Here is a 20,949-nt window from a genome sequence, read left to right as displayed (position 1 = left end):
GGGAATATGAAGCTGATCACTGCGATCGTCAAGCCGTTCACGCTGGAGGATGTCAAGACCGGCCTGGAGCAGACGGGCATCCTGGGGATGACGGTCAGCGAGGTACAGGGCTACGGCCGGCAAAAGGGCCACACCGAGGTCTACCGCGGTGCCGAGTACTCGGTCGATTTCGTGCCGAAGGTCCGGGTGGAGGTCGTCGTCGACGACTCCGCTGTCGACAAGGTCGTGGACGTCATCGTTCAGGCCGCCCGCACCGGCAAGATCGGCGACGGGAAAGTCTGGGTCAGCCCGGTCGACACCGTTGTCCGCGTCCGCACCGGGGAACGGGGCACCGACGCCCTGTAGCCGCGGCCGGTCGTAGAGGTAGACGACCGAGTCCCCCGGTCAGGAAGCACGGTGGCAGATAGTCGGCCGGGGGAGGAATTCAAATGACAGACCAGCAGCCACAATCCGCGCACGAGCCGGCCGGCACCTCCGGACAGGAGGGTCCGGCCGGCTCGCCGCGGCCGGCCAACGATCTGGCGGCGGCCACCCAGCAGTTGCTCACCGGTGGATCCCGTCAACTCGACGCGGCCGCGCTGCGGGACGCGTTACTCGACTTGCACGAATTCTGGCTCACCACAAAGGCTACCGAGATCGGGATCACGGCCACGAGTGGGTTCGCCATCGTGGCCACCGGTGGCCTGGGCCGCGGCGAGATGTTGCCGTACTCCGACCTCGATCTCATGTTGCTGCATGACAACATGCCGGTCGAGCTGGTCGCTGAGGTGGCCGAAAAACTCTGGTATCCCTTGTGGGACGCCAATATCCGCATCGACCACAGTGTGCGCACCGTACCTGAAGCCCTCAAGGTCGCAGGCGAGGACATCGCGGTGGGCCTGGCCATGCTCGATGCCCGTCATATGGCCGGCGACGCCGATCTGTCGGCGCTGCTGATCGGCGGGGCGCGCCGGCAGTGGCGGATCGGAATCGCCTCGCGGTTCGACGAACTCGTCGAGTACGCGCAGGCGCGCTGGCAGCGCAGTGGCCAGATCGCACACCGCGCCGAACCTGACCTGAAGTCGGGCCGCGGCGGTCTGCGGGACGTACAACTGCTCAACGCGCTCGCGATAGCGCAACTGGCCGACGTATATCCGAGTCGGGCCCTGGCGTCACCGACCGGAACGCTCGGCGGTGCCCACCTGTCCCTGCTGAATGTGCGCACCGAACTGCACCGCTCCTCGGGGCGTGGTCGGGAACTACTGCTGGCTCAGCATGCCGACGAAATCGGCGCGGCTCTGCGGATCGGGGATCGATTCGACCTGGCCCGCACCCTGTCGGATGCGGCCCGGACGGTCAGCTATTACGTCGACTCCGGTATCCGTACGGCCGCCAATGCCTTGCCACGGCGGGGTTTCGCTGCGCTGCGTCGCCCGGTGCGCCGCCCGCTCGACGAAGGAGTGATCGAATACGCCGGTGAGGTGATCCTGGCCCGTGACGCGCGGCCGGAACGCGATCCGGGGCTGATCTTGCGGGTTGCCGCGGCGTCGGCCAGTACCGGGCTGCCGATGGCGGTGTCCACGCTGAGCAGGCTGGCCGAGACCGCACCGGAGTTGCGTACACCGTGGCCGCGCCAAGCCTGCAAGGACCTGCTGGTGTTGCTCGCGTCGGGCCCCGCCACGGTCGCCACCATCGAGGCTCTGGACCGCACCGGCCTGTGGGGCCGGCTGTTCCCGGAGTGGGGTGCAGTACGGGATCTGCCGCCGCGGGATGTCGTGCACATCTGGACAGTTGACCGTCATCTGGTCGAAACTGTCTCGCGGGCAAGTGCTTTCACAACCCGGGTGTCGCGTCCCGATCTACTGCTGCTGGGTGCGCTGTGCCACGACATCGGCAAGGGCCGCGGCGGCGATCACAGCGAGATCGGTGCGGAGTTGGCCACCCAGATCGGCACCCGGCTGGGCATGTGGCCGTCCGACATCGAGGTGCTCTCGAAGATCGTCCGGTACCACCTGCTGCTGCCTGACACTGCGACGCGACGAGACCTCCAGGACCCCAAGACCATTGACGCAGTGGTCGATGCCCTCGGTGGGGACATGGTGCTGCTGGAGTTGCTCCATGTCCTGGCCGAGGCCGATTCGCTGGCCACCGGACCGGGGGTGTGGGGCGACTGGAAGTCATCCCTGATCGGTGACCTGGTGCGACGGTGCCGGTTGGTGATGGCAGGGGAATCGCTGCCGCAGCCCGATCCGGTCGAGCCGCGGTTCACGGACTTGGCCGCCGATGGCGGCGTGCATGTCGAGCTCACCGCGGGCGACGGTCCGCACCTCTACAACGTGACGATGATCGCTGCGGATCGGCGCGGCCTGCTGTCCAAGGCTGCCGGCGTGCTGGCGTTGAACTCGCTGCGGGTCCACTCGGCGTCGGTCAACAGCCACGAAGGTTCGGCGATCAACACGTTCGCGGTGTCTCCGCACTTCGGTGCGCCACCGCCGGCCGAATTGCTGCGCCAGCAGTTCATCCTTGCGCTCGACGGCGAACTGGATGTGATCGGCTCGCTGGAACGCCGCGACCACGAGGCCGCCCAGCATCCGACAACCCGCGCCGGCGAGATCCTGGCCTCCGTGCCGGCCAACCATGTGCCCGCCCCGCCCCGCATCCTGTGGTCGCCGGGTCCGTCTCCCGAAGACCTGATCGTCCAGATCCGCACGATCGACCGGTCGGGTCTGTTGGCCCGGCTGACCGCGGTGTTCGAGCGCGGCGGGGTGGATGTCGGCTGGGCGAAGGTCACCACGCTGGGATCCTCGGTGGTCGACGTCTTCTGCATCACCGCACCGGCACTGGCCGGTGACGACGCGCGCCGGGCCGCGGTACGCGAGGAACTGGAGCGCGACATGTTCGCGATCCTGCCCGCGCCGCCACCGGCAAAACCGTCGAAGCCTGCTGAGCACGCCGGCTGATCTGCTGGGCAGCGGATGCCATGAGGTCCGGCCCGCGGCGCGAGGACACGCCCCAATTCGTCGGCCGCTAGGCTTACCACGTGTTTGAGAGCCTGTCTGACCGGTTGACCGGAGCCCTGCAGGGCCTACGCGGCAAGGGGCGGTTGACCGACGCCGATATCGACGCGACCGCGCGCGAGATCCGGTTGGCCTTGCTGGAGGCCGACGTCTCGCTGCCGGTGGTGCGTGCCTTCGTTGCGCGCATCAAGGATCGCGCCAAGGGTGCCGAGGTCTCCGGTGCGCTGAATCCCGCGCAGCAGGTGGTCAAGATCGTCAACGAGGAACTGATCGGCATCCTCGGCGGTGAGACCCGCCAGCTGTCCTTCGCCAAGAACCCGCCGACGGTGATCATGCTGGCCGGTCTGCAAGGTGCGGGTAAGACCACGCTGGCCGGCAAGCTGGCGAAATGGCTCAAGGGCCTGGGCCATAGCCCGTTGCTGGTGGCTTGTGACCTGCAGCGTCCCGGTGCGGTCAACCAGCTGCAGATCGTCGGTGAGCGCGCCGGTGTGGCGACCTTCGCCCCGCACCCGGGCACCTCGCCCGATGGCCTGGAGATCGGTGGCCACGGCGATCCGGTGGCGGTCGCCTCTGCCGGTATGGCCGAGGCGCGTGCCAAGCACTACGACGTCGTCATCGTCGACACCGCGGGCCGGCTGGGTATCGACGACGAGCTGATGGGTCAGGCCGCGGCCATCCGGGACGCCGTCAACCCTGACGAAGTGCTGTTCGTGCTCGACGCGATGATCGGTCAGGACGCCGTCGCCACCGCCGAGGCGTTCCGCGAAGGCGTCGGCTTCACCGGTGTGGTGCTGACCAAGCTCGACGGCGACGCTCGTGGCGGCGCGGCCTTGTCGGTCCGTGAGATCACCGGTGTGCCGATCCTGTTCGCCTCCGCCGGGGAGAAGCTCGAAGACTTCGACGTCTTCCACCCCGACCGGATGGCCAGCCGCATCCTGGGCATGGGTGACGTGCTCACCCTCATCGAGCAGGCCGAGCAGGTCTTCGATCAGCAGAAGGCCGAGGAGGCCGCCGCCAAGATCGGCTCCGGAGAGCTGACGCTGGAGGATTTCCTCGAGCAGATGCTGGCGATCCGCAAGATGGGCCCGATCGGAAACCTGCTGGGCATGCTGCCCGGGGCCGGACAGATGAAGGACGCGCTGGCCGCGGTCGATGACAAGCAGCTGGACCGGGTGCAGGCCATCATCCGCGGCATGACGCCGGCCGAGCGGGCCGATCCCAAGATCATCAACGCCTCGCGCCGGCTGCGCATCGCCAACGGCTCCGGTGTCGCGGTGTCCGAGGTCAACTCGCTCGTGGACCGCTTCTTCGACGCCCGCAAGATGATGTCGTCGATGGCCGGCCAGATGGGCATGCCGTTCGGCCGCAAGAACGCGCCGCGCAAGGCCGCCAAGGGCAAGAACAAGCAGGCCGGTAAAGGCAAAGGCAAGGGTCGCGGCCCCACCCAGCCCAAGAACCCGTTCGGCGCCGGGATGCCCGCCGGTTTCCCCGACCTGTCGAACATGCCCAAGGGCCTGGACGAATTGCCGCCCGGCCTGGCCGATTTCGACCTGTCGAAGCTGAAGTTCCCGGGCCAGAAGTAGCGCTGTGCTCCACGCGCTCCACCTTCGGGGACGCGGCCTACCCGATGGCGAGCCCGTCGAGTGGTGGATCGTCGATGAGCGCTTGCGTGAAGAGCGTTCGCACGATGAGCGCTTGCGCGAAGAGCGCGGGATGCGCGGAGTGCTGTCCGCCGAACCGGTGGCCGGGGCCGAGACCGTCTTTGACGGTGGCTGGATCATTCCCGGCCTGGTCGACGCGCACTGCCATGTCGGCCTGGGCCCGGGTGGTGCCGTCGACATCGACGAGGCGGTCACCCAGGCGGAGACCGAACGGGACGCTGGTGCGTTGCTGCTGCGTGACGCCGGATCGCCGGTGGACACCCGCAGCTTCGACGACCGCGAGGACCTGCCGCGCATCATCCGGGCCGGACGGCATCTGGCCCGGCCCAAGCGCTATTCGCCGGGGTTGCCGATCGACATCGAGGACGAGTCGCAACTGCCCGCCGCGGTGGCCGAGCAGGCCCGGTGGGGCGACGGCTGGGTGAAGCTGGTCGGCGACTGGATCGACCGTGGCATCGGGGACCTGGCGCCGCTGTGGTCCGACGAGATCCTCAAGGCCGCGATCGACGCGGCCCACGCCGAGGGCGCGCGGGTCACTGCGCACGTATTCGGCGAGGATGCGCTGCCGGGGCTGATCAAGGCCGGAATCGACTGCATCGAGCACGGCACCGGGATCACCGACGACACCATCGAATTGATGCTCGAACACGGCACGGCGCTGGTGCCGACCCTGATCAACATCGACAATTTCCCCGGCATCGCCGATGCGGCAGGCAAGTACCCGTCGTACGCCAGGCACATGCGCGATCTCTATGCGTCCTGCCGCGGCCGGGTGGGAGCGGCCTACGAGGCCGGGGTGCCGGTTTTCGCGGGCACCGACGCCGGCGGCATGATCGCCCACGGTCGTATCGCCGACGAGATCGAGGCGCTCAAGGGCATCGGGATGAGCCCCACCGCCGCCTTGGGGGCGGCCAGTTGGGATGCGCGGGCGTGGCTGGGCCGGCCTGCGCTGGAGCACGGGACATCGGCGGACCTGGTCTGCTACACCGAGGATCCGCGCCACGGCGGGGTCAGCCACCCCGACCTGGTGATCCTGCGCGGCCGGGTGTTCTGACTCACCATCACCGGCGAGCAGACGCCTAGGTACCCCAAAACGCGCGTTTCCGGGTACCTAGGTGTCTGCTCGCGGGAAAAACTCAGTACACGTCGCGCAGATACCGGTGGGTTTTGATCAGGTCATTGACGTAGGCGTGCGCGGCGTCGGCATCCATCGAGCCGTTCTCGGCGATGATCTCGTGCAGGGTGGCGTCGACATCCCTGGCCATGCGGTCGGCATCACCGCACACGTAGAGGTATGCGCCGTCCTGTAGCCACGCGAACAACTCGGCTGAGTTCTCCCGCATGCGCTGCTGCACATACACTTTCGTATCCTGATCGCGGGAGAAGGCCACGTCCAGCCGGGTCAGCGTGCCCGACTCGACGAATCCCGTCAGCTCGTCACCGTAGAGGAAGTCCGTCGCCCGGCGCCGGTCCCCGAAGAACAGCCAGGACCGACCGGGCGCGGCGGCGGCCTGCCGTTCCTGCAGGAACGCCCGGAACGGCGCGATACCGGTTCCCGGCCCGATCATGATGATCGGCACATCGCCGGGAGGCAGGCGGAAATGATGGTTGGGGCGCAGGTGAACCCGAACCGTCTGCGCGCGCCCGGCCAGATATGTGGAGGCCACGCCGCCGTGGTGGCGGTCGGCGGCGGGGTAGCGCACCGTAGCCGCGGTCAGATGGATGCAATCGGGATGTACCAGCGGGCTGGAGGCGATCGAGTAATCGCGGAATTGCAACGGGCGCAACGTGTCTACGACCTCGTCGACGGTGAGAGCGGTGCGCCTGATCAGATCGAGGACATCCTGACCGTAGGCGGCGGTACCGGCCAACTCCTGCAGCGCTCGCGAGGGCGTCCGGATCTCCAGGTGCTCGGTCAGAAGGACACCCAAGGTCTCCTCCGTGTCGGCGATCCGGTGTTCGGGGCCCACCTTGAGTTCGGCGAGGATCGCCGCCACCAGGTCGGGATCGTTGGTCGGGTGGACGGCCAGTGAATCGCCGGCCAGGTAGGTGATCCCGGAGCCGGTGAGGTCGAGCTCGTAGTGGCGGACCTCCTTGTCGGATTCTGTCGCGGTGAGCAGCCGATTGACGGTCAGCGCGGCCCCGAAGGGGCGGTTGCGTTCCTGGGTGCGAAGTGGGGGATCGGCCGGGGCGGTCTCTATGACGGCGACGGGTGCCGCGGGGCCGGCCTGGACCGCGGTGAGCTGTTTGACGAGGTCGGTGGTCCACGCAGCGGCAGGTTCCTCGTAGTATCCGTCGACGTCTATCCGGTCGGCGATCCTGGTGGCGCCCAGCTCTTCCAGCCGGGCATCAAGGAGTATGCCTGCGTTGCAGAACAATTCGTAGGATGTGTCGCCCAGGGCCAGGACTGCGAAGCTCAGGTGCTCCAGCCGATCGGTGGAGACGCTGAGCGCCTCCCAGAACAACGTGGCGGTGTCGGGGAACTCGCCATCACCGAAGGTGGAGGTGACCGCGATGAAATGCGTTGCGGTACTGAGCTGACCGAGTTCCACCTGATTGAGTTCGACGGCCTCGGCGGGAATTCCGGCTGCGGTGGTGGCCTCGGCGAACGACATGGCAGCGTCTTCGGCGTTGCCCATGTCGGTGCCATAGGCGACCACCAGCGAGAACTCACGCTCGGACACATCGGCTCCCCTCATCGTGCGCGGATACTCCGCGAGAATTTAGGGTTACCTTAGTTAGGTGCGAGTCCCGGTGGGGCCCTACCTCTTTACGACCCTGCCGATGGTCAGTGCGAGAAACCGTAGTCGAACAGATCGATCGCCTGACCGTACAGATCGCCGGTGCCGTACATCTGCACCACGACCAGGCGTCGGTTGCCGCGTTGGGCGGCACCGACATACGTCTTGCGGGCCAGGTCGGTGTATCCGGTCTTGCCGGCGATGTCACCGGGATAGCGTGCGAGAAGCTCGTTCTGGTTGGTCAGGGTCTTGCCCGGGAACTGGGCCGATGGCTGGCGCATGATCTGCGCGATCAGCGGGTAGTTCAGCGCCGCGCGCAGGATCACCGCGAGGTCGTGCGGTGTGGTGACGGTTTCCCAGCCGGGACCGTCGAGGCCGGACGGTGAGGACGCCCGGGTATTGCGGGCGCCGACGCTGGCCGCCTTGCGGGTCATCGCCGCGACGGCCGCGGGCCGGCCACCCAGCATGTCGGCCAGCATGTTCGCCGCATCATTGCCCGACACCATGAGCAGCGCTTCGAGCAGTTGGCGGGTGGTGTAGGGCTGGCCCGGTTTGAGGCCGACACACGAGCATTCGACCTTGGTGTGGGACTCGTTGGCCCGCGCGAAATTGTCGGGTCGAAGGTGATCGAGTACCACCATCGCCAACAGCGGCTTGATGGTGCTGGCCGGGGCGTACGAGCCGTTGGGATCCTTGGACGCCAGCACCTGGCCGGTGTCCATGTCGGCGACCAGCCAGGCCTTGGCGGGCCCATCGGGAATCTGCGCACCTGCCGGCTGGACACCTGGCTGCGCGGCGGCCGGCGGTGCCCAGATGTTCGCGGCGGCCAGGGCCGTACCGAGGGCGAGCGCCAGCGTCACGAACAGTCTTCGCACGAGCGTCGACGCTACGCAACTTTGGACTCGCTGCGCGCACGGTCAGGTTTCCTTCAGATATCGGACCGTCGGTGCGGGCCGCCAGGCCTAGAGCGACCCGATGCTGGCCGAGCGGTCCTGGGCGAAGCCCCAGTCGAACAAGGTTGCCGCTTGATCCCAGTAGGTCGGCCCACCCTCTTTGACCAGTCCGTACATCATCGTGACCACCAGACGGCGGCCGTCGCGCTGCGCGGCTCCGACGAACGTCTTGCGGGCGATGTCGGTGAAACCCGTTTTGCCGCCGATGGCGCCGGGGTAGCGATGCAACAGCTCGTCCTGATTGGCCAGGACCCGGTCGCCGGTCTTGCTGGGGAACGTGGTCGAGGGCATCGTGGTGATCTGCGCGAAGGTCGGATTGGCCATGGCGCCACGGAAGATGGTCGCCAGGTCGTGCGGTGTCGACCAGAACGGCATCCCCGGCCCGTCCAGCCCCGACGGGGTGGCGACATTCGTGTTGTTCGCCCCGAGCGCCACCGCCTTGGCGTTCATCTTGCTCACGGCGGCCTCGGGCCCGCCGACCATCCGGGCCAGGGTGTTGGCGGCGTCATTTCCTGATGCCAGCAGCGCTGCCTCCAGCAGTTGGCGCGCGGTGTAGGTGTGCCCGGGTGCGACGCCGGCGCAGTTGCACTCGACCCGGGTATCGGCTTCGTCGGCCACGATCGTGCTGTCCAGCGGCACCTCGTCGAGCACCACCTGGGCCAGCAGGGTCTTGATCGTGCTCGCCGGTGCGTAACGGGTGTGCTCGTTGCGTGCGGCCAGTACCTGTCCGGTATCCAGGTCGGCGACGACCCAGCCCTGCGCGGGTCCGTCCGGGATGGGTGCGGACCCGATCTGCTGCACGTCGATGTCGGCTCTGGCCGGGGGTGCGGTGCCGAGCAGGGACGCGACCGGGATCAGCGCGGTCGCCACAGCGATGACGGCACCCGGAACGAGTCCAACGAGTCTCCCCATGGCGGGCCAGCCTAATCGTGTTGATTGACGATCCTCCCCGCGGCTGACGCCGGGGGATTCCAACCCGTTCATGCTGCGGTAGCGGCGTTGGGGGTGTGGAGCAGTAATTCCTCGCGGTTTCCTGCTGGTTCCTGCTTCGGTGACCGCGCCTTGCCCGCAGGCCGGAGTTGGTCTTCACAGGCAGTGACCGCAAGCCCTGCGGCCAGAATGTTCTTGGCGGCGTTGACGTCCGCGTGCTCATGGTGTGTGCACGAGGTGCACCGGAATACCGCTTGGCTCTCACGGGATTTCGGGTCCACGTGCCCACATTTCGAGCAGCGTTGCGACGTGTATGCCGCCGGCACCGGCACCACCGTGGTCCCGGTGTAACGGGCCGACGAGGACAGTGCCAACGAGAACTGATGCCATCCTTTGGCGAGGATGGCACGGTTGAGCGCGGATTTCGCAGCCACATTGCGTCCGTGGTCTTGCAGCGTTCCTTTCGCCGAGCGGGTCATATTCTTGGTATTCAAGTTTTCGACCACCACCACCGCGTTCGCCGTCGTGAGTTGGTGGGCGGTTTGAGCACAAAAATCCAGACGCCGGTGCCGCTCCCGGGCCCGGACCGCCGCCAGTTCGGCCCGGATCTTGTCCCGGTTAGCCGACCGCTTAGCGCACCGCGACAACCTGCGTTGCAACGTCACCACCCGCCGCCGCTCACCGGCGGTCGTGAACGGGCGGTCGATAAGCTCGCCGGTACTGGTCGCGATCGCCGTGGCCACGCCACGGTCTACCCCGACGGCCGTGCCCGGCGCACGGTGGGTCTCGGGGGCCTGCCAGCCGTCGTCGACCAACACGGAGATGAACCAGTGTCTGCTGTTGCGGGTAAGGGTGACCGAGCGGATGGTTTCAGCGTCCAGACTGCGCGAAGCCCGGAACTTCACCCAGCCCAGCTTGGGCAACTTGATCCGCGCGTGCTGACGATTGAGCTTCTCTGCCACCATCTTGTTGCCCTCGGGGAACCGGAACGACGGCGACCATCTGCGGCCCGCGCGCCACCGCACCCGAAACGTCCCATATGCGCGGCACGCCTTGTCCAGGTCCATCAACGTCTGCTGCAGGCAGTGCCCCGGAACGTCTTTGAGCCACGGATGCTCGGATTTCGCTTCGGCAAGTTCGTGGGCCTGGGCGCCGTAGTTCATCCACCTGCCATGCCGGCGATACTCGCGGCGCTGCTCCAGGCCGGTATTCCACACCGCCCGGCAAGCCGCCCCAACCTGCTCGGCATACTCGGCTTGGTCCTCGGTGAATTCGACTCGAAACCGCCGCCCCGTCATCATGACTCAGCGGTCCTTCTGCGACTCGACATAGCGTTTGACGACCGACAACGGAGTACCGCCCACCGTGGCGGCGAAGTACGAGTTCGTCCACAACGACGGCAACTGCGACTTCAACCAGGAGAACTCCTCACGCGCAACACGAGATAAGCGGCCCTTGATGGCCTTCACCGACACAGGCACGTGATCAGGCACGATCTCCATCTCGATCAACCACGCCCCTTCACTTGCGGTGGCCTCGGCGATAACCGAACGCGATACTCGCGTGCGAGTGCAACGTAACCCCCACCCCCGACAACCTGCCCATCGTGTTGAATCGAGACATGTTGAGCCTGGCCGAGATTTCGGACCGTCTGGAGATCCAGCAATTGTTGATCGACTACTCCACGGCGATAGACCGTCGACTATTCGATGACCTCGATGCGGTGTTCACCGCCGACGCCTACATCGACTACCGGGCGATGGGCGGTATCGACGGCCAGTACCCGGAGGTCAAGGCGTGGCTGGCCGAAGTGCTGCCGAACTTTCCGGCCTACGCCCACATGCTCGGCAACTTCGACGTCCGCATCGAGGGGGACAAGGCGTCGTCGCGCACGATCTGCTTCAATCCCATGGTGCTGCCCGGGCTGGAGCAGCAGGTGTTGTTCTGTGGCCTGTGGTACGAGGACGAGTTCATCCGGACCGCCGAGGGCTGGCGGATGAGCCGCCGCGTCGAGACCAAGTGCTTCGACAAGATCGTCTGAGCCGCCTCCGTCCCGCGATTTTGGTCCGTACTGCCTGGTCTGGCACAATTGGACGCTGTCTGCCGGGCGACTCGTTCAATGCGCTGCGCGGCGGTCACACACGTAAGGCAAAACCGGATCGGGCAATTCCGCCCGCATCGCTGAATTGCAGCGTGACATCGAGGAGAAGTGCTTAAACATGGCTGTCAAGATCAAGCTCACCCGGCTTGGCAAGATCCGCAACCCCCAGTACCGCATCTCTGTCGCCGACGCGCGCACCCGCCGCGAAGGCCGCGCCATCGAGGTCATCGGTCGCTACCACCCCAAGGAAGAGCCGAGCCTGATCGAGATCGATTCGGAGCGCGCGCAGTACTGGCTGGGTGTCGGCGCCCAGCCCACCGAGCCGGTGCTGGCCCTGCTGAAGATCACCGGTGACTGGCAGAAGTTCAAGGGCCTGCCGGGTGCCGAGGGCACGCTGAAGGTCAAGGAGCCCAAGCCGTCCAAGCTGGAGCTGTTCAACGCGGCGCTGGCCGAGGCCGAGAGCGGCACCGGTGCTGCGGCCGTCACGCCCAAGAAGAAGAAGGCTCCCAAGAAGGACGAAGCCGCCGAGGCGGCCACCGAGGCTGAGGCGCCCGCGGCTGAGGCCGCTGCCGGCGACGCCGCAAGCGAGAGCTGAGTATCCCAGTGAGTTCTGTCGTGGTCGACGCCGTCGAGCACCTGGTCCGCGGCATCGTGGACAATCCCGACGACGTCCGCGTCGACATGGTCACCAGCCGCCGCGGCCGGACCGTCGAGGTGCACGTGCACCCCGACGACCTGGGCAAGGTCATCGGCCGCAGCGGTCGCACCGCCACCGCGCTGCGCACCTTGGTCGCCGGCATCGGTGGGCGCGGGATCCGCGTCGACGTGGTGGACACCGACCAGTAGCGTCGGATCAATGGACCTGGTTGTCGGGCGGGTTGTCAAAGCTCACGGCATTTCCGGTGAGGTTGTGGTCGAGGTCAGGACCGACGACCCCGATGCCCGATTCACCCCTGGCGTGGCCCTTCGGGGCCGCGCCAGAGGGGGTGCCGAGCGCATGTTCTCGATCGAATCCGTGCGTGATCACGCTGGTCGACTGCTGATCCGCCTGGCCGGTGTCGCCGACCGCAATGCGGCCGACGCACTGCGTGGCACGGTGTTCATCGTCGACACCGCCGACCTGCCCGCGATCGACGATCCCGACGAGTTCTACGACCACGAGCTCGAAGGCCTGCGGGTAGTCACTGTCGACGGCACCGCGGTGGGTGCCGTCCGCGAGGTACTGCACACCGCGGCCGGAGAACTGTTGGCGATCAAGGCCGATGCCGATGACCGCGAAATACTTGTCCCGTTCGTCGGCGCCATCGTCACGTCGGTGTCCCGGGAGACTGGAACCGTCGTCATCGATCCGCCGGACGGTCTGCTGAACCTGGACCTGGTCTAGAAGGTGCGCAACCGTGCACATTGATGTCGTCACGATCTTCCCGGCCTATCTCGATCCGATCCGGCAGGCGTTGCCGGGCAAGGCGATTGACGCCGGAATACTCTCTGTTGCCGTACATGACCTGCGGAACTGGACCCATGATGTGCACCGGTCGGTGGACGACTCACCGTACGGCGGTGGTCCGGGGATGGTCATGAAAGCGCCGGTGTGGGGTGAGGCGCTCGACGAAATATGTTCTGAGGAAACACTTCTGGTCGTGCCGACGCCGGCGGGGCGCCCGTTCACCCAGGCGGTGGCCGAGCGCTGGAGTGCGGAGTCGCACCTGGTGTTCGCGTGCGGCCGGTACGAGGGGATCGACCAGCGGGTGGCCGACGATGCGGCCCGCCGGATGCGGGTCGAAGAGGTTTCCATCGGCGACTACGTCCTCAACGGCGGCGAGTCGGCCGCGTTGGTCATGATCGAGGCCGTGGTCCGGTTGATGCCCGATGTATTGGGTAATCCCGCATCGCACCAACAAGATTCGCATTCCGACGGCCTGCTGGAGGGGCCCAGCTACACCCGGCCGCAGAGTTGGCGTGGGCTGGATGTACCCGACGTGCTGCTGTCCGGGGATCACGCCAAGCTCGCGGCGTGGCGCCACGAACAGTCGGTGCAGCGCACCCGCGAGCGCAGGCCCGACCTGCTCGACGAGTCCTAGATCCGGCCGCCGGGGAACATCGTCTTGACGGCGTCGGTGATGGTGTCCCGTGCGGTCGCAGCGTTGGTGGGCTGCAGCGAACCGATCACCATGATGAAACGTCGGTCGGAGCCGATCACGCCGGTCGACAGGTGCATCCAATCCGAGCCGATGCAGCACATCCAGCCCTGCTTGATCGCGACCGGCTCGCGGTAGAGGCCTTCGGGGATGCCGAATCGTTGAGGGTAAGTGCCGCCCGGTTGCGTGCCGTCGATGGCGTCCGGAGTGGACTGGGCCAGGTTGGACAGGATGACGTTGGCCTGTTCAGCGGGCAGACCGCCGCTGCCGTTCATCATCATGTCGTAGTAGCGCACCAGGTCGGCCGCGGTGCTGATGGTGTTCCACCAGCGCCCGTCGCTGGGTGGCCGCGTCGAGCCCAGGCCGTAGCGGGCAGTCACCCGGTCGACGATGGCGCTACCGCCGCTGCGGTACCAGAAGACCTCGGCGGCGCTGTCGTCGGAGGACCGCAGCATCACGTCCAGGTTCTCGCGGTCCTCGGGGCTGAGGACCGTCTGGCCCCTGGCCTCCTGCAGCAGCAGATCGTCGGCGATGAACAACTTGACCACCGACGCGATGGCGATGGTCGTCCCGTTTCCGTTGGAGACCAGCTGGCCGGTGTTGCGGTCGAGGACCAGCACGGTGATCTCGGCGCCGGCGTCGGCAGCGTCCTCGGTCGCCTGTTGCGTGCGGTCCCCGAGGCCCATGAAGCTGGCGGCGGGTTCTCCGGGCGAGGCCTCGGGCAGGGGAGCCAAGCTGCCCTGGGGGACGACCACGGTCAGTTGCGGTGCACCAGGTGCAACCGGGGGAGTTCCGTACACCCGGGCTTCGCAGCCGACCGTTACCGCCGCCATCGCGACCACGGCGGTCATGCCGGCCGCGCTCGCCATCGTCAGTTTTGACGGCCGCCCTCGCATGGTCCTCCTTGAACCGTCAACGAAACCCGATGGGCTCTGCAGGGCCGGGGCATCGGTCGGTGAAGCCTAACCGTTCGCCTCGTGGCCCGCGTAGTTAGTAGTGCTCGCAGTATGGTGCAGAAGTCGGGGCAAACGGGTGGACCGACCCGCCGGATTTCACGGTATGGGGACCCGTCTGGCACAATTGAGCAGTTGTCTGCGCAGGACTGGGCCGGCTTGTCCGCGTCCGCTGCGAGATGCAACCCGATATACCCGAAAAATAGCTTCGGCTGCGCGATCTTTACGCGACTGCCCGGAGCAGCCAACAACAAGGAAGTGTCACCGATGAACACGCTGGACTTCGTCGATCAGGCGTCGCTGCGCGACGACATCCCGACCTTCAGCCCCGGCGACACCGTCAACGTGCACGTGAAGGTGATCGAGGGCTCCAAGGAGCGCATCCAGGTCTTCAAGGGCGTCGTCATTCGTCGCCAGGGCGGTGGCATCCGCGAGACCTTCACCGTGCGGAAGGAGAGCTACGGCGTCGGCGTCGAGCGCACCTTCCCGGTGCATTCGCCCAACATCGATCACCTCGATGTCGTGACCCGTGGCGACGTGCGTCGTGCCAAGCTCTACTACCTGCGCGAGCTTCGTGGCAAGAAGGCGAAGATCAAGGAAAAGCGCTGAGCGCGCTGCTCCTCCTGACGAAGCTCTCGTCGCGGGACCGGTCACGACGCCCGCTACTGTGGTGCCTGTGACCGGACCCGCCGAGCCTGCCGACACGCGTTCGGAGGGTAGCTTCGATTCCGGTTCGGGCCTCGACTCTGAGTCAGAGCAGTCTCGCGACGCGTCCGAGGACGAATCGCAGGACGCGAAGCCCGAGCGCAAGCATTCCACGGCCCGCGAAATCGCCGTTTTGGCGACCATCGCATTGGTGCTCTATTACGTGACGCTGACGTTCATTGCGCGTCCGTATCTGATTCCGTCGGAATCGATGGAGCCGACGTTGCACGGTTGCCCCGGTTGCGTGGGTGACCGGATCATGGTCGACAAGGTGACCTTCCGGTTCTCCCAACCGGAACCCGGCGATGTCGTGGTGTTCAAGGGCCCGCCGTCGTGGAACGTCGGCTACAAGTCGATCCGTTCGGACAACACCGCGATCCGCTGGGTGCAGAATGCGCTTTCATTCGTGGGTTTTGTCCCACCGGATGAGAACGACCTCGTCAAGCGCGTCATCGCAGTGGGCGGTCAAACGGTGCAATGCCGTGCCGACACCGGTCTGACAGTCGACGGTAAACAGCTCAACGAGCCGTATCTGGACCCGGCCACCATGATGGCCGACCCAGGCGTCTATCCGTGTCTCGGCCCTGAGTTCGGTCCGGTCACCGTCCCGCCGGACCGGGTGTGGGTGATGGGCGACAACCGGACCCATTCGGCCGACTCGCGGTACCACTGCAGCAATCTGCCCACCGACGTGCAAAATGGCCTGTTGTGCACCGGTGATCCGGTGGCCGGCACGGTTCCGGTGGAGAATGTGATCGGAAAGGCACGGTTCATCGCCTGGCCGCCGTCCCGATGGGGCGGTATCAACGGCGTGAACCCGCAGACCGACTCCTAGGAGCTGCCCTGTGCCTCCAGCGGTGAAGACGTCGTGGCCGCCTCGCACGGTGATCCGGAGGTCATCCGGACTACGCACCCTGGAATCAGCGCTGTATCGCAACGGTCTGGGCCCGGTTGCCGGCGTGGACGAGGTGGGGCGCGGCGCGTGTGCGGGACCTCTGGTGGTGGCGGCCTGCGTGCTGGGCCCCAACCGGATGGACAGCCTGGCCTCCCTCGACGATTCCAAGAAGCTGGTCGAGCGGGAGCGGGAGCGGCTGTTTCCCCTGATTCGCCGTTATGCGCTGGCTTACCACGTGGTGTTCATTCCGTCCGAGGAGGTGGACCGCCTCGGTGTGCACGTGGCCAATATCGAGGGCATGCGGCGTGCGGTGGCGGGGCTGTCGCTGCGTCCCGGATACGTCTTGTCCGACGGCTTCCGGGTTCCGGGCTTGGCGGTGCCTTCCTTGCCGGTGATCGGGGGAGACGCCGCGGCCGCCTGTATCGCAGCGGCCAGCGTGCTGGCCAAGGTCAGCCGGGATCGGTTGATGGTCGAGATGGAACAACAGCATCCTGGCTACGGGTTCGCCGAGCACAAGGGGTACAGCACGGCAGCGCACTCCGCGGCGTTGACGGAGTTGGGTCCGTGTGCGGAGCACCGCTACTCGTATGTGAACGTGCGGCGGGCCGCAGAGATGACAGACGTGCGGCGGGAGGTGGCACCAATGCGGCATGCTGAAGTGGCGTACGCAAAGATGATCGACAAGGCATCAGCACTACGAGAAGGACAGCACACCAGATGAGCGCCGAGGATCTCGAGAAGTATGAAACCGAGATGGAGCTCTCGCTTTACCGCGAATACAAGGACATCGTCGGGCAGTTCAGCTACGTCGTCGAGACCGAGCGTCGGTTCTACCTGGCCAACAGTGTCGAGCTGATACCGCGTAACTCCGAGGGCGAGGTCTATTTCGAGTTGAGGCTCGCCGATGCCTGGGTGTGGGACATGTACCGTCCGGCCCGGTTCGTCAAGCAGGTGCGCGTCATCACGTTCAAGGACGTGAACATCGAAGAGGTCGAAAAGCCTGAATTGCGGTTGCCGGAGTAACAGCGGGTAGGGGGCGAGCGGTGGCGACGATCAGTACCGGGGACGATATTCGCCGTCGCGCCGACGCGGTGCTGATGCGCCTGCCCGAGGTCCGCACATGGCAGGAGCCGCTCTACCGGGACCTGCACGAGAATCCCGAACTTTCGCATCAGGAAAAGCGCACTGCCGGTGTGGTCGCCGCGCGTCTGCGGGAGTCCGGTCTGACCGTCCATGAAGGTGTCGGTGGAACCGGTGTGGTCGCGGTCTTGGGTAACGGCGACGGTCCCCGGGTCCTGTTGCGCGCGGATATGGACGCCCTGCCGGTGGCCGAAGCGACGGGTCTGCCGTATGCGAGCGCCACGCCCGGCGTGATGCACGCCTGCGGCCACGATGTGCACGTGACGTGTCTGTTGGGGGCGGTCGAATTGTTCGCCCAGGCGACGGATCACTGGCGCGGCACCGTGATTGCGGTTTTCCAGCCGGCCGAGGAGGTCGGCGACGGAGCCCGCGGCATGGCCGACGACGGTCTGGTCGATATCGTCGGCAAGGTCGATGTGGCGTTGGCCCAGCACGTGTTTCCCACGCCCGGCGGGCAGGTGAGTATCCGCAGCGGTGCGGTGATGTCTGCGGCCGACAGCCTGCGGGTCACGGTCTTCGGCCGGGGCGGGCACGGGTCGATGCCGCAGGTCACAGTGGACCCGGTGGTGTTGGCGTCGATGATCGTCATCCGCTTGCAGACGATCGTGTCGCGTGAGGTGGCGCCGAGTGAGACGGTCGTGCTGACCGTGGGCAGCATCCAGGCCGGGGCCAAGAGCAACGTTATCGGCGACCACGCGGTACTCGAACTCAATCTGCGCACCTTCGATGACTCGGTGCGGGCTGCGATGCTCGCGGCGATCCGGCGCATCGTCATCGCCGAATGCCAGGCATCCGATTCGCCACGGGAGCCGGAATTCGAGTTGTACGACCACTTTCCACCGACCGTCAACGACGATGCGGTGACGGCCCGGGTCGAGGCCGCTTTCCACGGGTACTTCGGCGACCGGGTGCAGACGATGCCGGCCGGCGCGGGCAGTGAGGACTTCAGTGACATCCCTGTCGCTCTGGGTGCGCCGTACACCTACTGGGGTATCGGTGGGCTCGACGAGCAGGTTTTCCGCGCGGCAGTGGCCGCCGATCGCGTGGGAGCGGACATCCCGGTGAACCATTCACCGCGGTTCGCCCCGGTACTGCAGCCGACCCTGGACACCGGTACGCAGGCGCTGGTGGTGGCCGGACTCAGTTGGCTTTAGCCGCCAGGTGCTCGTCGAAGAACGCGAACACCCGCGACCAGGCATCGGCGGTGGCCGCCTCGTTGTAGCCGAAGCCGGTGATGCGCAGAAACGACTGGCCCGGAAGTTGATTGGCGAAGCTGTGCCCGGCCTCGGAGTAGACCTTGATGTCGGACGGGATGAACTTGTCGTCGACGACGCGCTGCAACCGGCCGGCGGCACCGATACCTAGCGGATCGCGGCGGCCGAAGCTCGCCACGACCGGGCATGAGGCGTCCAGGGTCTGGTCGAGCCGACGCGGCAGCGGAGTGCCGTAGAACGGTGCTGACGCGCCAAACCCTTTGGGGCCAAGTACAAGCGCAAACTGTCCGCCCATACAGAAACCTGCGATGCCGACCGTCCCGGTGCACTGCGGGTGCGCACGCAGGTGATCGCGTGCGGCCAGGATGTCGTCCAGTGCCCGGCCGCGCTGTGTCAGCAGTTCCCGCATCACCCGGGTGATGCACCTGGCCCGACCTCCGCGTGCGTAGAGATTCGGCGTGAGCGCGAGATAGCCGGCCGCCGCGACGCGTTCGGAGATCGCCTCGTTGTCGGGTGCGTAGCCGATCGCGTCGTGGATGATCACCACCCCTGGCCGCGGTCCTTCGCCACCGGGGAGGCTGAGTAGAGCGTCGATCGGGCCGGTCGGTGTGTTCATGGTGATCGTCGTCACCCGACCCACGGTAGCGGCTAGTCGTCAGGTTCCGCAGAACGTGCGGTAGGCACCGAAGTCGTCGGGCGCCGGTGCGGCATACCGCTCGAGCCCGGGGCGCTCATCGTAGGGTTCCGCGAGGGCGCTCATGAGTTCCTGGAGGGGCTGCAGATCATCGGCGGTCGCCGCGGCCAACGCCTCCTCGACGAGATGATTGCGGGGGATGTAGACGGGATTCACCCGGTCCATCGCAGCGGCGTCAGGGCCGAAGGCTTGCCACCGCTCCAGCCACTCGTCGAATCCGGCGGCGATCCGGTTTTCTCCGCGCGCGGCACGGCTGAGGTCGCGAAAGAATGACGTGTAGTCAGTTCGGTTCTGCTGCAACAGCACAAGTAGGTCATCCATCAGGGCACGGGCCGCCTCATCATCGACCTCGGTGGGCAGCCCGAGCTTGGCGCGCATCCCGGCCGACCATGCGGCGTCGAATTGGGGGCCGAACTCGTGCAGTGCCCGGGTGGCCAGCTCGACGGCGTGGTCGCCCTCGTCGGCGAGTAGGGGTAGCAGGGTTTCGGCGAAGCGGGCCAGGTTCCACGCAGCCACCGTGGGCTGATTGCCGTAGGCGTAGCGACCGCCGTGATCGATCGAGCTGAATACCGTTGCGGGATCGAAGGTTTCCATGAAGGCGCACGGCCCGTAGTCGATGGTCTCACCGGAGATGGTCATGTTGTCGGTGTTCATCACGCCGTGGATGAACCCGACGAGCATCCATTGCGCCAGCAGCGACGCCTGCGCCGCGACGACGCCCTCGTACAACGCCAGGTACGGGTTCTCCGCATTCGCCGCGTCGGGATGGTGTCGTGCGATGGCGTGGTCGGCGAGCCGGCGCAGCAGCGTGATGTCGCCGGCGGTCTGGGCCTGCGCGCTCGCGTATTGGAAGCTGCCGACCCGCAGGTGACTGCCGGCGATCCTGGCCAGCACCGCCCCGGGCAGTGATGTCTCGCGCCGGACTGCACGTCCGGTGGCCACCACGGCCAGTGAGCGGGTGGTGGGAATGCCCATGGCGTGCATCGCCTCGCTCACGATGTACTCGCGCAGCATGGGTCCGACGACGGCGAGGCCGTCACCGCCCCGGGCGAATGGGGTGCGGCCAGATCCTTTGAGGTGTAGATCGCGCAGACGGTCGCCGGGCCCGACGAGTTCGCCGAGCAGCAGTGCGCGTCCGTCGCCGAGACGCGGGACGTAGCCGCCGAATTGGTGCCCGGCATAGGCCTGCGCCACCGGCGTGGCGCCGTCGGGAACGACGGTGCCCGACAAGAGACCGAGGCCGTCGGGGCTGCGCAGCCAGGAGGCGTCAAGGCCGAGTTCGGCCGCCAACGCCTCGTTGAGCACGAGCAATCGCAGTGCGGGGGCGGGTTCGGCCTGCCACGCGACGGCCATCTCGGGAAGGGCGCGGGCGAAGCGGTTGTCCAGTTCGACTGCGGTATCCGGTGCGACGCTCACGTCCCGAGCCTACGGAGCGTCAGAGGCTGCCCAGGTCGTCGGGCACATCGACGGCATATTGCTGAAGCACGTCGAGGGGCACCAGGTTCAGCGTGCGTTCATGGGTGGCGGCCAGGACCACGGGGGCGGCTTTGCCGTCGTGGTGCGCCCGCAACCAGTTGACGGCGGTGACACACCACCGGTCTCCGGGCATCAGGCCCGGGAACCGGAACTGTGGTGCCGGCGTCGACAGATCGTTGCCGATCGACTGCTGGTGTTCGAGGAACTCTGCGGTGACCACGGCGCAGATGGTGTGCCACCCCTGGTCCGCCTCCCCGGTCGAGCAGCATCCGTCGCGGTAGAAGCCCGTGAGCGGTTCGGTGCCGCACTCCTGAAGTGCGCCGCCCAGCACGTTGCGATCAGCCATCAAACA

The 20,949-nt window shown here is 66.7% G+C and carries 22 protein-coding genes and 1 pseudogene; 14 read left to right on the top strand and 9 right to left on the bottom strand.

What is annotated here, in order from left to right:
- The first annotated feature begins 6 nt into the window (after positions 1 to 6).
- The 4 genes from JOF57_RS15360 (at position 7) to JOF57_RS15345 (ending at position 5,711) form a co-directional block, all read left to right on the top strand.
- On the top strand, positions 7 to 345 hold the full coding sequence (locus JOF57_RS15360) for a P-II family nitrogen regulator (RefSeq protein WP_163662545.1): 339 nt from the start codon (positions 7 to 9) through the stop codon (positions 343 to 345).
- Positions 346 to 428: 83 nt separating this feature from the next.
- Complete coding sequence (locus JOF57_RS15355) at positions 429 to 2,939, top strand: [protein-PII] uridylyltransferase (RefSeq protein ID WP_209917816.1); 2,511 nt, start codon at positions 429 to 431, stop codon at positions 2,937 to 2,939.
- Positions 2,940 to 3,019: 80 nt separating this feature from the next.
- Positions 3,020 to 4,579, top strand: a complete 1,560-nt coding sequence (ffh, locus tag JOF57_RS15350) for a signal recognition particle protein (RefSeq protein ID WP_209917814.1) — start codon at positions 3,020 to 3,022, stop codon at positions 4,577 to 4,579.
- Positions 4,580 to 4,583: 4 nt separating this feature from the next.
- A complete protein-coding gene (locus JOF57_RS15345; protein WP_209917812.1) occupies positions 4,584 to 5,711 on the top strand; it encodes a metal-dependent hydrolase family protein in 1,128 nt (375 codons plus the stop codon).
- Positions 5,712 to 5,793: 82 nt separating this feature from the next.
- On the opposite strand, the gene JOF57_RS15340 is transcribed toward JOF57_RS15345, so the two are convergent.
- The 5 genes and pseudogenes from JOF57_RS15340 to JOF57_RS15320 all read right to left on the bottom strand — a co-directional run.
- Positions 5,794 to 7,356, bottom strand: a complete 1,563-nt coding sequence (locus tag JOF57_RS15340; protein ID WP_209917810.1) for a diflavin oxidoreductase — start codon at positions 7,354 to 7,356, stop codon at positions 5,794 to 5,796.
- An 89-nt stretch (positions 7,357 to 7,445) separates the two neighbouring features.
- The gene (locus JOF57_RS15335) at positions 7,446 to 8,273 is read right to left on the bottom strand and encodes a D-alanyl-D-alanine carboxypeptidase (RefSeq protein ID WP_209917808.1); all 828 of its coding nucleotides are present in this window, start codon (positions 8,271 to 8,273) and stop codon (positions 7,446 to 7,448) included.
- A gap of 87 nt (positions 8,274 to 8,360) precedes the next feature.
- Positions 8,361 to 9,263 carry a D-alanyl-D-alanine carboxypeptidase family protein gene (locus tag JOF57_RS15330; RefSeq protein ID WP_209917806.1) on the bottom strand — a complete coding sequence of 301 codons (903 nt, stop codon included), beginning with the start codon at positions 9,261 to 9,263 and terminating at the stop codon, positions 8,361 to 8,363.
- A 68-nt stretch (positions 9,264 to 9,331) separates the two neighbouring features.
- On the bottom strand, positions 9,332 to 10,582 hold the full coding sequence (locus tag JOF57_RS15325) for an RNA-guided endonuclease InsQ/TnpB family protein (protein WP_209917804.1): 1,251 nt from the start codon (positions 10,580 to 10,582) through the stop codon (positions 9,332 to 9,334).
- Positions 10,583 to 10,585: 3 nt separating this feature from the next.
- Positions 10,586 to 10,834, bottom strand: a pseudogene (locus JOF57_RS15320) (IS200/IS605 family transposase); the annotation flags it as partial.
- Positions 10,835 to 10,902: 68 nt separating this feature from the next.
- On the opposite strand from JOF57_RS15320, the gene JOF57_RS15315 reads away from it, so the two are divergent.
- The 5 genes from JOF57_RS15315 to trmD all read left to right on the top strand — a co-directional run bounded on the left by JOF57_RS15315 (position 10,903) and on the right by trmD (position 13,463).
- Positions 10,903 to 11,322: a nuclear transport factor 2 family protein gene (locus JOF57_RS15315; protein ID WP_209923385.1), complete on the top strand. Its 420-nt coding sequence runs from the start codon at positions 10,903 to 10,905 to the stop codon at positions 11,320 to 11,322.
- A gap of 178 nt (positions 11,323 to 11,500) precedes the next feature.
- The gene (rpsP, locus tag JOF57_RS15310; protein ID WP_209917802.1) at positions 11,501 to 11,977 is read left to right on the top strand and encodes a 30S ribosomal protein S16; all 477 of its coding nucleotides are present in this window, start codon (positions 11,501 to 11,503) and stop codon (positions 11,975 to 11,977) included.
- Positions 11,978 to 11,985: 8 nt separating this feature from the next.
- On the top strand, positions 11,986 to 12,228 hold the full coding sequence (locus JOF57_RS15305) for an RNA-binding protein (protein WP_166904110.1): 243 nt from the start codon (positions 11,986 to 11,988) through the stop codon (positions 12,226 to 12,228).
- A 10-nt stretch (positions 12,229 to 12,238) separates the two neighbouring features.
- The gene (rimM, locus tag JOF57_RS15300) at positions 12,239 to 12,766 is read left to right on the top strand and encodes a ribosome maturation factor RimM (RefSeq protein WP_209917800.1); all 528 of its coding nucleotides are present in this window, start codon (positions 12,239 to 12,241) and stop codon (positions 12,764 to 12,766) included.
- 13 nt (positions 12,767 to 12,779) lie between these two features.
- Positions 12,780 to 13,463: a tRNA (guanosine(37)-N1)-methyltransferase TrmD gene (gene trmD, locus JOF57_RS15295; protein ID WP_209917798.1), complete on the top strand. Its 684-nt coding sequence runs from the start codon at positions 12,780 to 12,782 to the stop codon at positions 13,461 to 13,463.
- Here trmD and JOF57_RS15290 read toward each other — a convergent pair.
- On the bottom strand, positions 13,460 to 14,416 hold the full coding sequence (locus JOF57_RS15290; RefSeq protein WP_209917796.1) for a serine hydrolase: 957 nt from the start codon (positions 14,414 to 14,416) through the stop codon (positions 13,460 to 13,462). The two genes, trmD and JOF57_RS15290, sit on opposite strands and share 4 nt — an antisense overlap.
- 324 nt (positions 14,417 to 14,740) lie before the next feature.
- On the opposite strand from JOF57_RS15290, the gene rplS reads away from it, so the two are divergent.
- The 5 genes from rplS (at position 14,741) to JOF57_RS15265 (ending at position 18,367) form a co-directional block, all read left to right on the top strand.
- Entirely contained in the window at positions 14,741 to 15,082 is a 342-nt protein-coding gene (gene rplS, locus JOF57_RS15285; protein WP_029111328.1) for a 50S ribosomal protein L19, read from the top strand.
- Positions 15,083 to 15,149: 67 nt separating this feature from the next.
- Positions 15,150 to 16,013, top strand: coding sequence for a signal peptidase I (lepB, locus tag JOF57_RS15280; RefSeq protein WP_209917794.1), 864 nt, complete (start codon positions 15,150 to 15,152; stop codon positions 16,011 to 16,013).
- A gap of 22 nt (positions 16,014 to 16,035) precedes the next feature.
- Positions 16,036 to 16,794 (top strand): ribonuclease HII, encoded by a 759-nt coding sequence (locus JOF57_RS15275; RefSeq protein WP_209923383.1) that lies wholly within the window; start codon positions 16,036 to 16,038, stop codon positions 16,792 to 16,794.
- Positions 16,791 to 17,096 carry a DUF2469 domain-containing protein gene (locus tag JOF57_RS15270; RefSeq protein ID WP_003881082.1) on the top strand — a complete coding sequence of 102 codons (306 nt, stop codon included), beginning with the start codon at positions 16,791 to 16,793 and terminating at the stop codon, positions 17,094 to 17,096. The genes JOF57_RS15275 and JOF57_RS15270 overlap by 4 nt, the downstream gene beginning before the upstream one ends.
- A 68-nt stretch (positions 17,097 to 17,164) precedes the next feature.
- Positions 17,165 to 18,367: an amidohydrolase gene (locus JOF57_RS15265; RefSeq protein ID WP_209923380.1), complete on the top strand. Its 1,203-nt coding sequence runs from the start codon at positions 17,165 to 17,167 to the stop codon at positions 18,365 to 18,367.
- Here the strand turns inward: JOF57_RS15265 and JOF57_RS15260 are convergent.
- The 3 genes from JOF57_RS15260 to JOF57_RS15250 are packed head-to-tail and all read right to left on the bottom strand — an operon-like array spanning position 18,354 to position 20,943.
- Entirely contained in the window at positions 18,354 to 19,043 is a 690-nt protein-coding gene (locus JOF57_RS15260) for a dienelactone hydrolase family protein (protein ID WP_234938516.1), read from the bottom strand. The genes JOF57_RS15265 and JOF57_RS15260 overlap by 14 nt on opposite strands.
- Positions 19,044 to 19,082: 39 nt before the next feature.
- On the bottom strand, positions 19,083 to 20,537 hold the full coding sequence (locus JOF57_RS15255) for a protein adenylyltransferase SelO (protein ID WP_209917790.1): 1,455 nt from the start codon (positions 20,535 to 20,537) through the stop codon (positions 19,083 to 19,085).
- Positions 20,538 to 20,556: 19 nt separating this feature from the next.
- Positions 20,557 to 20,943, bottom strand: a complete 387-nt coding sequence (locus tag JOF57_RS15250) for a DUF2237 family protein (RefSeq protein ID WP_209917789.1) — start codon at positions 20,941 to 20,943, stop codon at positions 20,557 to 20,559.
- Between the last annotated feature and the right edge of the window lie 6 nt (positions 20,944 to 20,949).

The organism is Mycolicibacterium lutetiense (assembly GCF_017876775.1).
Lineage (GTDB): Bacteria > Actinomycetota > Actinomycetes > Mycobacteriales > Mycobacteriaceae > Mycobacterium > Mycobacterium lutetiense.
This window is presented reverse-complemented; position numbering and strand designations above follow the sequence as displayed.